We start from the raw sequence: 16,071 nt of genomic DNA, 5'->3' as shown, positions 1-16,071 counted from the left end.
CCTAGATGATTGATGATGAACTCCGATCCAAAGTTTGGACTTCAATCGGCAAAGTAAACCAGAACTGTGTCCCTTGATTCTGCACACTATCCACACCAATTTCACCCCCATGGGCATGAATAATTTGCGAACATAAATACAATCCTAATCCTAGTCCACTTTTGCGTTTTTCCCGATCGCCCCTCGTATAGGGTTGAAACAAGGTTTCACATTGTCGAGGACTCATCCCTGTACCATTATCACCCACAGTACACCGGACAACATCTCCCTCCACGGTAACCCCGACTGTAAGCTTTAAACCAGGGGGATTATGCTTGAGGGCATTGGCGAACAAATTTTCAAACACCCGCCAGAGTTGCTGGCGATCGCCATGAATTAGAGGTAAACTAGGCGGGAACTGATACTCTAAACTGGCCTGATTTTGGCTCAACAGGGGTTCCCAATCTGCCGCTAACTGCTCCATTAAAGCCAGTAAAGACAAGGATTCACACTTGAGCAACACCCCCCAAATTTCGCTACGCTGGGTTTCCAGCAAAGAATTAATTAAGTTGAGCTGGCGATCGCAACTATCCGCCATCCGCTCCACCATCGAGCGCGTCAGCGTAAACGAATCCCGTTTCAACAAATTCTTAAACACCATCAACATCCCCGTCACCGGATTTCGCAAATCATGGGAAACCGCATGTAACAAAACCTTCAAACCTGCCTCCGCCTTTTGCCGTTCCACAATTTCCCCTTGCAACTGAGTATTTTGCGCCTCTAATTGCTGCTGCAATTGATGAATTTGTAAATGATTGGCAACCCTTGCCAACACCTCCGGCGCTTGAAAGGGTTTGGTAATATAATCCACTCCTCCCACATTAAACGCCCGCACCTTATCCACCGTCTCATCTAAGGCACTAATAAAAATTACCGGAATATCTTGGGTACGGGCATCCGCTTTCAGAATCTGACACACCTGATAGCCATCCATTTCTGGCATCCGAATATCCAATAAAATTAAATCCGGTTTCGCTACTTCAATGGCTTTGAGCGCTCCTTTTCCATCAACTGCCTTACGCACTTTATAGCCTTTTTCTGTGAGCATCGACGATAACAAGCGCAAATTGTTAGGCGTATCGTCCACAATTAATAAATCGGCGAGAACCTTACTGTTCATCCGTTAATGTCACCAAACTATGGAAATGGAAATGATGCACCCAATCAGACAGAGTTTTGATTAAAGCTTGGTGATGGGGAGGAATTTGGGCAATGAGTTGTTTAATTCTCTCATCATCTCCACTTAAGGCTGATTGATGAACAGCCTCAATCCACTCTGATGGCATTATTTTAAGCCGATCGGGTGTCAGGGTAAATGATTCAGCACTCTCTATTGGCTCTAAGGCTTCCTCATAAACATACTCTAGATGTAAATGTTTAGCTAAGGTATTCCAAATGGTTTCTTCCTGAAAGGGTTTGGCAATGAAGTCATCGCATCCGGCAGCAAAGACTAGCTCCCGTTTTTGGGAAAAGGCGCTGGCAGTCAGGGCAATTATAATGGTTTTGTGGGGTAAGGCGGCTTGATGTTCTAACTCCCGAATTTGACGGGTAGCTTCGTATCCATCCATACCCGACATCCGGATATCCATCCAGATCAGATGGGGATGATGCCATTGCCAAAGGGCGATCGCCTCTTCTCCCGTTTTCGCTTCCGTAATCTCGAAGGCTAAAGGCTGTAATAAACGCACCAATAACAGCCGATTTTCCGGGATATCATCAACAATGAGCATCCGATATTGAGGTTGTCCAGGGGCTAAACCGATGACTCGATTGCGGAGAATGACCGGTTCTATATCCTCTGCCCTGGCTAGGGTAGCCTCAATTTCAAATTCAAAACAACTCCCTTGACCGAGAATGCTCTGGACTTTAATTTCCCCCCCCATCAGTTGGACAAATTTTTGGCTAATTGACAGCCCTAAGCCTGTCCCTTGGTGCGATCGCCTTCCGGACTCCGTTTGTACAAAGGGATTAAACAATTGCTCTAACTCCTCTTTGGCAATGCCAATTCCGGTATCTTCAACCGCAAACTTTAAGCGAATTTTCGGATCTTCTCGTACCTGGGATATGCGTAATTCAACTGCTCCTTGCTCCGTAAATTTAATCGCATTTCCCAAGAGATTAATTAACACTTGGCGCAATTTTTGTTCATCGGTTTGGATATATTGCACTAAATCTGGGGGGCGATCGAAGGTCAAGGTTAAGCCTTTAGAAGTCGCCCGGATATGTAACATCCCTTCCAAGGTTTGCAATAATTGATATAAATCGAAAGCAGAGGATTGAAACATAATCCGACCCGCTTCTATTTTAGACATTTCTAAAATATCATTAATCAAATCCAGTAAATGTTCGCCACTGCGGTTAATTATGTTCAGCTCTGAGGCTCCATCCGCAAATTTAGGATCGTTGGCCATCAGTTGACTAAAGCCCAAAATTGCATTTAGGGGTGTGCGTAATTCATGGCTCATATTGGCTAAAAATTCACTTTTTGCCCGGTTCGCCATTTCCGCCGCTTCTTTAGCCTGTTGTAGGGCTGTTTCTGCCTGTTTCCGGGCACTAATATCTTCAGAAATACAGAGTAAATGGGTTGCCTCTCCCTGGCGGTTATAGAGGGGTAATTTCAGGGTTCTCAGGAGAATTTTACCCCGCGTTAGGGATTGAAAGGGATGCTCGGCAATCTCTAAGAGTTTTCCTTGTTGCACGGCTTGTAGGTCATAGGCACTGCATCGGGCCGCTTGCTCTAGGGTATAGATTTGGGCATCGGTTTTACCAATGACGCGATCGCTCGATAGTCCAAAAATATCTTCGCTGGCTTGATTCCAAATCAGATATCGGAAATCCTGGGTAATATCCTTGGTATAAATAGCTAGAGGAATATGATCGATGATGCTATCAAGAAAATCTTGCGATCGCAGCAATTCTTCCTCTAGGTGTTTGCGATCGGTAATATCTGTGGTCACCGAAAGTAAACAAACTTCTCCATTCACCGTAATCACATCGGAGGAAAGCAGAGCGATCCGATATTCTCCCGCTTTAGTTCGATAGGTGAATTCATAATTTTTTACCTGTTGTTTATCCTGAATCAGGTTAAACAATTGCATTCTTTCTTCCACATCAACCCAAAGATTTAACTCTAAGGCTGTGCTACCAATTACTTCTTGATTGGTATAGCCGGTTAACTTCAAAAAACTATCACTAACTTCCAGATGTTTCCCATCCGCTAAACGAGTAATTGTAATGGGGTGGGGAGTCCGACGAAAGGCTTTAGAAAATTTTTCTTCTGATTCTCGTAAAGCTATTTCCACTGTTTGCCTTTCCCGGATTTCTTGTTCGAGTTCTTCCGTTCTGGCTTGGATTTTCGCTTCTAAAGACCGAGAATAGCTTTGCAGTTGGCGATGGGAGCGCTTAAGCTGATAGCGCATTCGCTCAAAAGCTAAAGCTAAGTTACCCAAGGCATCGGTGCGATTGTACCAAGGATTAGCCGTGCGCTCCCAGTTTCCCTCAGAAAGGGCGATCGCCACTTCTGAGAGTTGGCGAATGGGGTGGATAATGTGGTAACTGGTGAGTAAACCCACTCCAGTTGCAGCGATCAAAGCTATCAAACCTAAGATCAAGATCCTGTTGCGTCCTTGCTGAATATCCTGCATAACCGTATCTTTGGGGACAAGGATCGCAATCAGCCAATTTAAGTCTTGATGATGGCTGAGGGGACTCAAGTAAACCATGTACGAGGTATCTAGCAGATTAACTTGGAGTTGAGTGGCGGCTTGTACTGGAGAATGCTGGTCTAAATAGGCTTTGAGATAGTCCCCAGCTCTATCAATCAGGGGATAGGTTGATCCCAGGGCAGTTAAAGCAGGAACAACGATCTCGTGGGTGTCACTGAGGATGAGGATGTGCCCGTCGAGACGACTGTCCAAGTTGGCTACAAATTCCTGAATTGGGGAGAGCCAGATAGAGGCCGAAAGTACACCGGTCAGGGTTTGGTGGCGATTGTAGATCGGTAGGGCAGCATCAATACTTATCTCCCCACTCTTGGAGAGATAGGGGTCAGTCCAAGGCTGGGTAGAATCCCTGTAGAGGATGGCATTGCGGGTCGCTTCTTGATACCAAGAGGATTTACGGGGATCGGGGTTGGGGAGCGATCGCAGCAATGAGCTATGCTTTCCTGGCTCTAGGGAATAAATATGCAGTTCCCCCCCTGTCTCGGAGGAGGCGATCTCCATTTCTAAGGTAGTCGGGTTATCCGTTCGACAGCGCAAGGCCACCCATTCCCCTTCCGGATTGGCAAAGCGAATTTCACTCACACTAGGTAATAACTGGAGTTGTTTCTGAAAGGTTTGGCTCAACTGCTCAAAGTTGCTCGGATCGATCTCCCCCCAGGTAATAGCCCTAGCATTGACTTGATTAATGCGATCGGGAATAGAAAGAATTTGAGCCAAATGCTCGTCTATATGGGTACTAATTGATGCTTGTAAGCGATGGGTGACATTTTCCACGGCTGTTTGGCCATGGTATAAGGACAAATATCCAGTTAAGCCCACAGCTACCATAATTTGCAGGACAAAAGGCACAATTAAGGCCACTCCTAGGGGTACAGTTTGCAGAAGTCGATGAAACTGTTGCTTAAGGCGAAGCATGGCATTAATCGCAATTGTCATGGACTCAATGCTAGTATCGGAGGATCACCAATCGATCCTTTTCCATTGCTTAGTAAGGAGAAGTCGAATATTGACTTAATACTTCTTTGGAGCGCCTGACCATATGTTCTGGCCCTTCAATCATCAGTAGATATCGTCCCTGTTGCAGGTGATGGCGATAAATACTAGAGGTATTGCCTTCACCAAAAAAGCCAATAAGCGCCCCAACGAGACTGCCACATAGGCCACTCATGAGTCCGGCCGATAGAATCATTAAGCCCCATTCTAGGTGATCGAAATCGGGGATTTCTAGCTTTAAAATCCAGAGTAGCACCGCAGCGATCGCACTCCCGGCTAAAGCTGAGAGCAGCCCCAGTCGATAGGCCTTAGCGAAGATAATCTTCATGGGTTGATATAATCCTACCCATTCGGGAGGATTAAATTCTCGCCCCACAATGGCTAAGTATTCGGGGGATACACCTTGGCTATAGAGTAATCGGTAAGCAGCAAACGCTGCATCGATATCGGGAAGCACGGCGATCGCCAAGTGGGGACGGCGTTTAAATTTAGGTTTACGACCAGATAGATTAGGGGACATTGTGTAACATGCCTAAGAGAGAGCCGCTCTGCTCTTTTTAGATTAACCGACATTATGCAACCTGCCCATACGATCGGAATTTGTCTTAACAAAGAGTAAAGGGTGGGGGGATGGGGGGACATCTTTAACTTAGAGTATCTGGATCGATACCCAGTTGCGTCAGACGTTCTCTGAGCTGTTGAATGGTGCGATCTTTTTCCTCAACAAGTGCTTCTGCGCGATCGGCTCTTTGTTGTTGGCGATCGGCTCTTTCCTCTGGAGTTAGGTAGCGATCGCCCTTCTGATCATACCAATAGAGCCATTCTCTCTTTATCCCTTGATACGTTCCCTCCGCTCTACCAATGCCTAAATTGAGCTGCTCTAACCAGACCGGTTCCCCAGATAATAATCGATATGCACCTCCCTCAAGCTGATAAACTTCTAATCTCGGTTTCTTTTGCCGCAAGGGATTATAGATCGCATAATATAAAACTCCCAATCGCGCATATTCTTCTTTTTTCTCGTTATATTCTCCTCTTCTCGTTTGCAAGACCACTTCTAACACTAACTTCGGCACTTGTTCTTCTTCCCAAAGAACATAGGATAAGCGTAAACCTTCATCAATAATTCTCGGTACACCAATACTCAAAAAGCCATCTGGGACAATTGCCGGTTTCTTGGGGTCAGTGTATATTCCCATATCCACCCCAAAAAACCAATCCATGCGCTCCGACCAAATTAAGGCCAGCATAGCTTTGAGGAGCGTGGGAATTAAATCTTGCAGTTCGTTATCCACAGGAGTTTCATCCGAGTCCGGTAAATCTTTAGCCGAGGGTAAGTAATCTATAGAAGAGTATTTAAGCAGCATAAGTTTACTGGGTGAGTTTCTCTTGATTTTATCGTACTCTACAAGCTCTTGTCTGTTTATATAAAATCCTTAAGAGATATAGTAGGGGCATTCATGTCGCGAAGCGTTTCATGTCGGCGACAGCCGAAAACGGCCGCTCGCCCCTACATATACAGGTGTTGTAGATTGATACAGCGCTTCGCGCGGTAATGAGGTACAGTCGGAAAAGATCTCCCTAAATCCCCCTTAAAAAGGGGGACTTTGACTGCCCCCTTTTTTAAGGGGGGTTGGGGGGATCGAAATGTACCGCATAGCAGCGAAAACTGCTGTATGTAGCATTCTCTTTTAGATTTGATATTATATCCATGCCTGCTTGCGGAAATCCATCGGAAACCCTATATTATATAGTATAGATCGCCAAATTATCACTTATGGTTTTCACCTTTTTAGATGAGCAATTAGCCAATATTGAGCTTTCGGAGAAAGTCCGCCAGAGAGCCATGGAGAGAGCAAAGGAAGGTTATGTAATGGCGCTTTTAGAAGTTGGAGAAATGAGTAGCGGACGGGCTGCAAAAATCCTGGGCATTTCCCGCTTAGAGATGATCGATCGAATGCATAAATGGGGGATTTCTATCTTTGATGATTCACAAGATTTACAGGAATTACGCCAGGAAGTGGAGCAAGCTGAGTTAAGGTTAAATTAATCAATTTGATCGATGATTATTGTTTCAGATACTACTTCTCTTAGTGAATTAGCTAAGGTCAATTATTTATATTTATTACCTGAACTCTTTGGGAAACTGATGATTCCCCAGGGCGTTTTTAATGAGTTGCTTGTGGGAGATCATCCAGTAGCGCAACAAGTACAGGATTTGTTGTGGCTACAAGTGGTTACTGTAAACAATCACGAGCTTGTAGATGAGTTACAGGCATCTTTTCATTTAGACTTAGGAGAGTCAGAAGCGATCGCCTTAGCTGAAGAAACTAAAGCGGATCAATTACTGATTGATGAACGGGCAGCTAGACGAGTGGCACTAGAACGAAAGTTACCCTTAATTGGAACCATGGGTGTTTTGCTTTTGGCAAAGCGCCGGGGCCTGATCCCTAATGTTAAAGATGTTCTAGACCGGATGCAAGATCGGGGTACAAGGATTTCAGATCATCTCTATGAAAAAGTTTTAACTTTGGCCCAAGAAATATAGGGTCGGGGAACAGGCTATACTAGGAATTCTGGCTCGTTAAACATTATTCATTGTGCAACCGGTTGATTTTACGACTTTGATGGCCCTTTGTGCCGATTTGCGCGATCGCTCTTTACCGGCTCGCTTAGAGCAGGTTTTTCAACAGGATCGCTTCAGGCTATCCCTTGCCCTGCGGACGCTTCAGGGGCGGGGATGGTTAACGTTATGTTGGCATTCCCAAGCAGCTCATCTGGCCATGAGTAGCCCTCCCCCAAAAGCCCCGGATACCTTTACATTTAGCGATCAGTTGCGCCATCAACTCAATGGGTTGGCACTGGTTGCTATTGCTGAAATTGCCCCTTGGGAGCGGGCCGTTGATTTGCAGTTTGCTCAACGACCCGGCGATCCGATTCTCTGGCATTTAATCGTGGAGGTGATGGGGAAGTATAGTAATGTGATTTTGGTCAATCAGGAGAATATGATTGTTACTGCTGCTCATCAGGTGAGCCAGCAACAGTCGAGTGTACGCCCCATTTTAACCGGACAACCCTATGTGAAGCCCCCAGCCTTGACCAATCGGATACCCACTTTAGAAGAGTCCTTCCGTGCTTTTCGGGAGCGGGTGGCTCTGATTCCAGGGCCCCTCAAGGGCCAGTTATTGCAGAGTTATCGGGGGTTAAGTCCCCGATTGATTGAGTCTTTCTTATCGGGAACGGCGATCGCCCTCCATCAACCCACGGATAGTTTAAGCGATGCTGATTGGTCTCTTTTGTACGAGCGCTGGCAGTATTGGTTACAGTGTTTGCACCAGGGCACATTTACACCGGGATGGACAAAAAAGGGTTATACCGTAATGAATTGGGATCGGGAGCAAGCAGTAGACTCCGTACAGAATTTAATCAATCAGTATTATACTAATCAGCTTAATCGCCAAGAATTTAGTCAATTACATCATCAATTGCAGCAAAAAGTGCGATCGCACTTAGGCAAGCTCCATCAAAAAGCGCTCCTCTTCCGAGAACGCTTAAACCAGTCCCAGGATGCCGATCGCTATCGCTATTTAGCCGATTTATTAATGGCCCACTTGTATGAATGGCAACCGGGAATGCAGGCGATCGAACTCGCAGATTTTGAAACCGGAAAACCGATTAAAATTCCCCTCAACCCCGAAAAAAATGGCGTACAAAATGCCCAAGCACTCTACAAAAAACACCAAAAACTCAAGCGCTCTCAACTTGCCGTTCAACCCCTCTTAGAAGCAGTCGAAACCGAACAGCGCTATCTCGAACAAGTGGAAAACAACCTATTGCAACTGGCTGAATATGGAACACCAGAAGATTTATCCACCCTTGAAGAAGTGCGCGACGAATTAATTGAACAGAAGTATTTAGACTCTCCAGCATCCGACTATCAACGAAGTCGCACCAACTCCCAACCCCATCGCTACAAAACCCCTAGCGGGTTTGAAGTTCTCGTCGGTCGCAATAATCGCCAAAACGATCGCTTAACCTTTAGACTTGCGGGAGCTTACGATCTCTGGTTCCATACCCAGGAAATTCCCGGCAGTCATGTCTTACTGAGAGTCGATCCGGGGCAGGTTCCCGATCCCGAAGACCTCCAGTTTGCGGCCAATCTAGCGGCCCACTATAGCCAAGGACGGCACAGTAAGCAAGTGCCCGTGATTTACACAGAGCCGAAATCGGTGTATAAACCCAAGGGCGCTCAACCGGGAATGGTGATCTACAAGCATGAGCGCATTCTTTGGGGATGTCCCCAGCAGGCAGCACTCGAAGCATAACTCCAATCTTTGATTATAAATAGTTATCAAAAGACAAACCGTTAAGTATGAACTTTTATTAAAAAAAATCTGATTCTCTGTTACGATTAGTAAAGAGAGACCAAAGAGACCAATCCTCCTCGTGTTGTGGGAACGCGCAGTTAGGATTTTCGGAAACGACAATTGATATTCATGATATCGATTCAACACCAGCTAAAACCTAGCTGGTTTTTTCTCATCCCTCTTTTGTGTTGACTAAACTGAGTTAAACTAAGGTAATGACCGTTAATTCTGGAGGGCAAAATAATCGCCCAGGGGGATAAGTCCCCAATCCCCGATTGACATAAAGACGATTCTGATTGAGTTGGTAAAATCCAGAATACCATTCCCAATGTTTAACAATGCGATCGCACTTGCGTTGCAGTAAAGGTATCCATTCCCGTAACCAAGATGGTGTTGCCATAATTGCTCGTTCTTGATAAGCAATTAATGGCCCCAATTCAGGTAATACAATTTGTCCCCCGTGGGTATGACCAGATAACTGTAAATCCACGCGCCATTGTTGTAAAACTTCCGCACTATCTGGTTGATGGGAAAGCACAATTCGTGGGACTTGCGGATCGAGATCGTTGAATACCGAAGCAGGATTAAATTCTACTGACCAAAAATCAGGCAGTCCCACCAAAGCTAATCCCTTTCCCAGAGGATAAATCACTTCATTGGATAAGACCTGAATACCCGTATCTGTTAAGGCTTTAATAATGATTGACTTTACACTATCATAGTAACTATCATGATTGCCTAAAACAGCATAAATCCCTTTACGAGCTTGGAGTAACTTTAATCGTTTAACTAAGGTGTGAATTGGCTTAGGATCGTAGGTGATAAAATCTCCTGTTAAAACGACCAGATCGGGATTAACACTATTGCTAGTGCGAATAGCTTCGGCTAACAATTTTTCAGAAAGTTTGACTCCATCATAATGAAAATCAGATAACTGGGTGATTTTCATTCCTCGTAACTCTGGGGGTAGGTTGTTAACAGTAAAGGTTAGATTCTCAACAGTTAGCGGCCCAGAAAAAATTTGGTGCATAAGCCTACTGAGTGCAAAAGATTCCTTTTAGGATAACTCAAACTTTTAGGAGTGAGGTTTAGAACAATCCATCCTCTTTGTCCAATGTCTGGTATCCATTCTACATCTAGGGCATCTTGTGAAAAGTGATCGTCATGAATTTCCACGATCGCGTCTACAGCTTTGAGCGCTTCAACAATTTTACCTTTTCCCAGACATCGATCAATAAAAAAGATAAACGGTTCTGATAAGGAGAAAACGTATTTTCGCCATCTTTGACTTTATAAGTACATCCCACAACCCATGACCGAATAGTAGCACTAGGAATCTTGAGGTAGCGAGCAGCATCCCCAATGGAGTAGTTGGGGATATCCCTTGGATCTTTACCCCCATAAATATCAATTTTTGCAAAGGGTTGGCTCTGGGTTTCCATCTTTTTTATTCTCGCAAAACGTAGCCGACACCGCGCACGGTTTGAATAATTCGTTTCTCCTGATTAGCTTCTAACTTTAAGCGCAGATAACGAATATAGACTTCAATGATATTAGAATCGCCCATAAAATCATAGCCCCAAACCTGTTCTAAAATCTGGTCACGGGTGAGAACTTGCCGGGGATGGATCATTAAATATTCTAACAAATCAAATTCTTTAGCAGTTAACTCGATCGCCCGATCGCCGCGCTTGACTTCCCGCGACCGTCGATCTAAACTCAGATCCTCAAAGGCTAGATACTCGCGCTCCGACTTATGTACTCGCCGAACCTGTACCCGAATTCTAGCCAATAATTCCTCAATATTAAACGGTTTAACCAGATAATCGTCCGCACCTGCATCTAATCCCGCCACGCGATCGCCAACTTCATCCTTAGCAGTCAGTAAAATTACAGGAACATTCTCTCCTGTCTGGCGTAAACGGCGACAAATATCAATCCCACTTAAGCCCGGCAACATCCAATCTAAAATCACCAAATCCGGTTTTAACTCTCGAATGCGGGTTAATCCCGTCAAGCCATCCCCCGCAAGCGTTACTTGGTATCCTTCATATTGCAGTTCCAATTCCACAAAACGAGCTAGTTTTGCTTCATCTTCGATCACTAGGATATGGGAACTCATCACCTTAGACCTAATCGGGAACTTAATCCACTATAATACTATGGTAGAGGTGAAAATTTTTCGCCCCTACCGATAGGTGTCAATAGAGTAAAACTTCCTAAGTAGACGAATCTTCACTGAGGATGCGATCGCTATACTGACTCGATTTAGCTAGATAAATTCCCCCCAAAACCGTAGCAAAAGCAAGACTATTGACTAAAGTTAAACCTTCAGCAAACACAATCCAAGCAATAATCGCCGCAAACACCGGATCGAGTAACAGAAAAATCCCCACCAAACCTGAAGACAAACGTTTGAGGCTATAAGCTTGTAATCCTTGTCCCACGACTTGGCAAACGACAGCCAACCCAATTACAGACAACCATCCCGATAGGGTAATAGGAAACAATTGGTCTTCAGCCAATAAGACAACCGGCAAGGAGAGCATTGCACCAACAGCACAACACCACATCAAGATCACTGTAGGGGGGAATTTGTTGCGTAGGGTTTCAATCAACATCAAATTAGCAGCCGAAAATACCGCAGACAACAAAGCAGCCATATCCCCATTCAAATGTTCAGTACCGAGCTGAAAATCATCAAGTCCCAGAGCAACTGCCCCCATCATTGCCACCAGTAACCCTATTAAAAAGCGACGATCGAATGACTCATGGAAAATCACCCAAGCCCCCAGAGTGGTAAACAAAGGAGTGAGGTTATGTAGAATAGTAGAGTTGGCCACCCCTGTCAGGGTTAACGACCAAGCCCAAAACGCCAGACATCCCCAAAACATCACCCCGGCGCTTATTAACAAAACAATATCCCGTCGATCGATCGGTTCAACCTTCGGTTTTGTGTCTACCCTCTCCCCAGTTGTCCACTGTTCTAGGCCATAAATCACTGCCAAAACTAAAAAAGCAATCCAAAACCGATTGAGGATAGTGGAAAATGGGCCCAATTCACGTTCACTCAGGCGAATGAAAATGGCAGCAAATGACAAAGAGGCGATCGCCAAAAAGACAGCTAACAGAGCAGATACGGTAGAACTAATTTTAGGAAAATGAGGTGAGAGCGACGGTAACGATGGGGTATGAGACATAAGGGGCCGATTTATTCTCGCAGCAACAGCAGTCAGGTGAGGGGCATTAAGCAGCTTTACTTAAAACTCTTCTTCCAATTATCTTAAGATTTTGACCGAACTAAGGGGACGCGATCTTTGCAATTTGTTACAGAATAAAACATAGGTTGATATTTTCAGGGAAAAGAAGTCCGGAAATTGATAGCCGATCTCCTGACCCTCGTTATAGATCCCCCACCCAAGGGAGTCATCAAACTCAGACCATAAATCACCAAGGGGAAATCTAACCTGCTATTCTGAAAGATGCAAGGAGTAATGTCCAGCCTTATCGCCACCTGCCACCGAGTTGTAGCACCCCCATGATTGTTCTTATCCCTTCTTAAATCAGTATTCTGGATTCCCAGGATCTTCAGACGTACTCATTAACAATTCTCCTAACTCAAAAGACTAACCCTAAAGAACCCTATGGATATCTCACCAGATGCACAAGTGATCGCTCCCGAACTAGCCCAGATTTATCGAGTCCTAGAATCAAAACTCGGTGAAATGGATCGCCATCGTCTCCCCTCCTTACAAGAATCTTGGGTGGAAGCAGAAGACAAAACGGTTATGGTTCTTGAAGACCGCTCAGACTGGAGAAAAGTAGTAGAGCTGTGGCGGGAAGAAAATATGCCCTCAGAGCAAATCATCTTCATGTTTCATGAAATGCTCGATCTCTGGGAACAGCTCGAAACCGTCCATTGTCGTCAAAGCCTCCTAGAAGTAGGCAATCTCCTACTCGATGAAGATGAAATTCTCTGTCTCAAACGCCTACATCCTGATGTAGACCCACAAGCAGTAAGCCTCAAAGAGTTAGGCAAACTGTGGCAACAACTCTTTCAGCAGTCAGAGATGACCCAAGTCGGATCGTTAATGTCCCTGTTGCAAGACCTACAAGCGGAAAAAATGACCTCCGTTGACCAAGTACGCGATCGCCTAGAAGAAATTTTAGCCGAAGAACAGGGCGATCCCAACTTCGACCCCCCCGAAAGCCTCGCCTCCCTTTATCCCGAAGAAGAAGCCGATCAAGACAAAACCCAACCCATTGACTATAGCGATTACAGCCCCTCCGGATTTAATCTCCCCACTCCCAACCCAATTCCCAGCCCTCCCATTTCTCCCTTTGAGGATATGCCCACGGTGGTATTACCCATGCAACTCTTTAGCCTCGATTATGCCGGAGTAACCGACAAGGGAATGCAGCGAGACCACAATGAAGATAGTTTTCTCATTCATACCCAATTAGAACGCATTGAAGATAAAACCGGGCGTACTATTCATGCCAAAGGTTTGTATATTCTCTGTGATGGCATGGGGGGCCATGCGGGAGGGGAACAGGCAAGTATGGTGGGAGTGAAAACCCTAAAAGAGTATTTTCAAACCCATTGGTTTAACTTACCCCATTCTGACTCCCGTCTCCCTTCTACTGAATGTATTGAAGCCGGAATATTCCAGGCTAATCAAGCCATCTATGACATTAATCAGTCCCAAAGTCGTACCGGAAGTGGGCGCATGGGAACGACCCTAGTTTTGGTCTTAATTCAAGATGTTCATGTGGCCGTTGCCCATGTGGGCGATAGTCGGTTATATATGTTTAGTCGTAAACAGGGATTAACGCTCCTGACTCAAGACCATGATGTGGCGCAACGGGAAATTAAACGAGGATTAGAACCGGAATTAGCATTTGCTCGCCCCGATGCCTATCAGTTAACTCAAGCCTTGGGGCCGCGCCATAATGATTTTGTCAAGCCAGATATTTATTGTTTTGAACTTAATCAAGATAGTCTGTTACTCTTAAGCTCCGATGGACTCACGGATAATGATTTGGTTGAAAAGCATGTGGGGACGCATATTGAACCCTTGATGAGTTCTCGTGCCAATCTGGAACGGGGAGTGGGTGATTTAATTGATTTGGCCAATGAACATAATGGCCATGACAATATTACTGTGGTTCTGGTGCGGGCTAAGGTACGTCCCAATTTGGGAGGGTTGAGCCGTTAGTTATTGATTCGAGAACGTTGATGTTGTTTGAGGTTCGATGATGCAAGGGACAATCGCCCTCACACTGTTAGATCCCAAGGAAGGAACACCACTGCAAAGCTGGGAGTTTCCTCCCCAAGGGAAAGTTCGCATTGGCCGGGCCCAGGATAATGAGGTGGTTCTTTCTAATGATTTGGTCTCTCGGTATCATTTGGAGTTAGAACCCGTTAAGGATCGCCCAGATGGGACAATCGCCTGGAAGCTGATCAACCGAGGTACAAATGGTACATTGGTGAACCATCAACCGATTTCCCAAATCCTGGTCGAAGATAAGAGTCTGATCCAATTAGCGGCTGGAGGGCCGATTTTAGAGCTGACGTTTGCCCAGCAGCCGGTTTATCCCCCTCCCACTACATCAGGATGCACCCATGAAGGGAATGCCCCGAATAATCTGTTTTGTATCCATTGCGGTCAACCTTTGCATATTGAAAAGCAGGTGAGGGATTATCAGATTTTGCGAATTTTGGGCCAAGGGGGGATGGGTACGACTTATCTGGCTTATCCTCCTCCTTCTGAAAATCATTCATCTGGGTTAATTGTCCTCAAGGAGATGAATTCGGATTTGGCTCGTATACCCAAGGCTAGGGAGCTGTTTGATCGGGAAGCTCGCACCCTCAAGGGGTTGAGTCATCCCGGAATTCCCCGCTTTTTTGATTCGTTTATTGAGGAGGGTAAAAAATATTTGGCCATGGAGTTAATCCATGGTGAGGATTTAGAGCGTTTGCTCTATCAGCAGGGGCCATTTTCTGCACCGCTTGCTATTGAGTGGATGATTCAAACCTGCAAGATTTTGGGTTACTTGCATCGCCAGTCCCCTCCCATTGTACATCGGGATATTAAACCGGCGAATCTGCTGCTCCGTCGCTTAGATCGTCAGATCGTGGTGATCGATTTTGGGGCAGTGAAGGAGATTGGAACGCCTTTGGGCACAAGGATTGGGGCTGAGGGTTATAGTGCCCCCGAACAGGATCGGGGACAACCGGTGACTCAATCGGATTTATACGCGATCGGGCCAACATTAGTCTTTTTAGTTACGGGAGAGCAGCCGCTTAAGTTTTATAAGCGCCGCCACGATCTCTCTTATCGTTTAGAGTTGCAGTCTGTGGACGCTATTGCTCCACCTCTGCGAGAAGTGATTGAAAAGACCACTGCTCCTAAGCCCCGCGATCGCTTCGCTAGTGCTGAGGAATTAGCACAAGCCTTAGAATCTGCACTTTCAGCTTTGATGGAGTAAAGCCATAAACTCCTATCACTGATTATTGGGATTTGATCTGAGTTTAAGTGAGGTGAATGAGAAAATCTAGGGGCTGTCATGAGTGAAACTCTACCCCTAGACCGGAATTAGTCTTCCCATTCTTCTACAGCGAGGAGTTCACTAACGGGGTCTTGCATAGAGAACTCGTAGGCTTGCAATTCTTTTTTCCAATGTTGCCACCGATCGCCATACAAAAAGGCCATCTTCCAGATACCATCTGTTGGTTTCAGGATATTAGAATCGACCAATGATTTCACTTTGGCTTGCAGTTTAAACATTGGGTGAATAACCTGCTGGTTCATACAACCTTGATTCATATTTGAAGTTTGTCAAATCTTTTCTATGTGTACTTTCCTAGTGGTGAGTGGGAGTTCTCGTGAGGATTCTGCAGAATTAGAGAACAAGAACAGCTAGGAACCATCTTTCTTGTTACTTCC

15 protein-coding genes are annotated in these 16,071 nt (G+C 45.4%); 5 read left to right on the top strand and 10 right to left on the bottom strand.

The window, feature by feature from the left end:
* Position 1: 1 nt before the first annotated feature.
* From AC3FZD_RS06385 to AC3FZD_RS06370, 4 genes are all read right to left on the bottom strand, one after another.
* Complete coding sequence (locus tag AC3FZD_RS06385) at positions 2 to 1,159, bottom strand: hybrid sensor histidine kinase/response regulator (protein WP_488739325.1); 1,158 nt, start codon at positions 1,157 to 1,159, stop codon at positions 2 to 4.
* Positions 1,149 to 4,697, bottom strand: a complete 3,549-nt coding sequence (locus AC3FZD_RS06380) for a PAS domain S-box protein (RefSeq protein WP_488739324.1) — start codon at positions 4,695 to 4,697, stop codon at positions 1,149 to 1,151. Before AC3FZD_RS06380 ends, AC3FZD_RS06385 begins: the two co-directional genes overlap by 11 nt.
* Positions 4,698 to 4,746: 49 nt before the next feature.
* On the bottom strand, positions 4,747 to 5,274 hold the full coding sequence (locus AC3FZD_RS06375) for a hypothetical protein (RefSeq protein WP_488739323.1): 528 nt from the start codon (positions 5,272 to 5,274) through the stop codon (positions 4,747 to 4,749).
* 124 nt (positions 5,275 to 5,398) lie between these two features.
* Entirely contained in the window at positions 5,399 to 6,121 is a 723-nt protein-coding gene (locus AC3FZD_RS06370) for a Uma2 family endonuclease (RefSeq protein WP_488739322.1), read from the bottom strand.
* A 410-nt stretch (positions 6,122 to 6,531) separates the two neighbouring features.
* Here AC3FZD_RS06370 and AC3FZD_RS06365 point away from each other — a divergent pair, with 410 nt between their 5' ends.
* From AC3FZD_RS06365 to AC3FZD_RS06355, 3 genes are read left to right on the top strand one after another with little or no spacing between them, the layout of a single operon-like run.
* Entirely contained in the window at positions 6,532 to 6,804 is a 273-nt protein-coding gene (locus tag AC3FZD_RS06365) for a UPF0175 family protein (RefSeq protein WP_488739321.1), read from the top strand.
* Between the two features lie 12 nt (positions 6,805 to 6,816).
* Positions 6,817 to 7,302 (top strand): PIN domain-containing protein, encoded by a 486-nt coding sequence (locus AC3FZD_RS06360; RefSeq protein ID WP_488739320.1) that lies wholly within the window; start codon positions 6,817 to 6,819, stop codon positions 7,300 to 7,302.
* A gap of 52 nt (positions 7,303 to 7,354) precedes the next feature.
* The gene (locus tag AC3FZD_RS06355) at positions 7,355 to 9,079 is read left to right on the top strand and encodes an Rqc2 family fibronectin-binding protein (RefSeq protein ID WP_488739319.1); all 1,725 of its coding nucleotides are present in this window, start codon (positions 7,355 to 7,357) and stop codon (positions 9,077 to 9,079) included.
* Positions 9,080 to 9,323: 244 nt separating this feature from the next.
* On the opposite strand, the gene AC3FZD_RS06350 is transcribed toward AC3FZD_RS06355, so the two are convergent.
* The 5 genes from AC3FZD_RS06350 to AC3FZD_RS06330 form a co-directional block, all read right to left on the bottom strand.
* The gene (locus tag AC3FZD_RS06350) at positions 9,324 to 10,151 is read right to left on the bottom strand and encodes a metallophosphoesterase (RefSeq protein WP_488739318.1); all 828 of its coding nucleotides are present in this window, start codon (positions 10,149 to 10,151) and stop codon (positions 9,324 to 9,326) included.
* Positions 10,124 to 10,330 carry a hypothetical protein gene (locus AC3FZD_RS06345; protein ID WP_488740283.1) on the bottom strand — a complete coding sequence of 69 codons (207 nt, stop codon included), beginning with the start codon at positions 10,328 to 10,330 and terminating at the stop codon, positions 10,124 to 10,126. The genes AC3FZD_RS06350 and AC3FZD_RS06345 overlap by 28 nt, the downstream gene beginning before the upstream one ends.
* Positions 10,306 to 10,563: a hypothetical protein gene (locus AC3FZD_RS06340; protein ID WP_488739317.1), complete on the bottom strand. Its 258-nt coding sequence runs from the start codon at positions 10,561 to 10,563 to the stop codon at positions 10,306 to 10,308. The genes AC3FZD_RS06345 and AC3FZD_RS06340 overlap by 25 nt, the downstream gene beginning before the upstream one ends.
* Positions 10,564 to 10,568: 5 nt before the next feature.
* Positions 10,569 to 11,243, bottom strand: a complete 675-nt coding sequence (locus tag AC3FZD_RS06335) for a response regulator transcription factor (protein ID WP_488739316.1) — start codon at positions 11,241 to 11,243, stop codon at positions 10,569 to 10,571.
* A gap of 97 nt (positions 11,244 to 11,340) precedes the next feature.
* Positions 11,341 to 12,321: a DMT family transporter gene (locus AC3FZD_RS06330; protein WP_488739315.1), complete on the bottom strand. Its 981-nt coding sequence runs from the start codon at positions 12,319 to 12,321 to the stop codon at positions 11,341 to 11,343.
* 444 nt (positions 12,322 to 12,765) lie between these two features.
* On the opposite strand from AC3FZD_RS06330, the gene AC3FZD_RS06325 reads away from it, so the two are divergent.
* Together AC3FZD_RS06325 and AC3FZD_RS06320 are read left to right on the top strand one after the other, a co-directional pair.
* Entirely contained in the window at positions 12,766 to 14,340 is a 1,575-nt protein-coding gene (locus AC3FZD_RS06325; RefSeq protein WP_488739314.1) for a serine/threonine phosphatase, read from the top strand.
* A 40-nt stretch (positions 14,341 to 14,380) separates the two neighbouring features.
* Positions 14,381 to 15,613: a protein kinase domain-containing protein gene (locus tag AC3FZD_RS06320; protein WP_488740282.1), complete on the top strand. Its 1,233-nt coding sequence runs from the start codon at positions 14,381 to 14,383 to the stop codon at positions 15,611 to 15,613.
* A 107-nt stretch (positions 15,614 to 15,720) separates the two neighbouring features.
* Here the strand turns inward: AC3FZD_RS06320 and AC3FZD_RS06315 are convergent, their stop codons facing one another.
* Positions 15,721 to 15,936, bottom strand: coding sequence for a DUF4327 family protein (locus AC3FZD_RS06315; protein ID WP_488739313.1), 216 nt, complete (start codon positions 15,934 to 15,936; stop codon positions 15,721 to 15,723).
* Positions 15,937 to 16,071 lie beyond the last annotated feature (135 nt).

Source organism: Roseofilum sp. KMC-1 (genome assembly GCF_057802075.1).
Note: the sequence above shows the minus strand (reverse complement) of the source record. Positions and strands in the feature narration are given on the sequence as shown.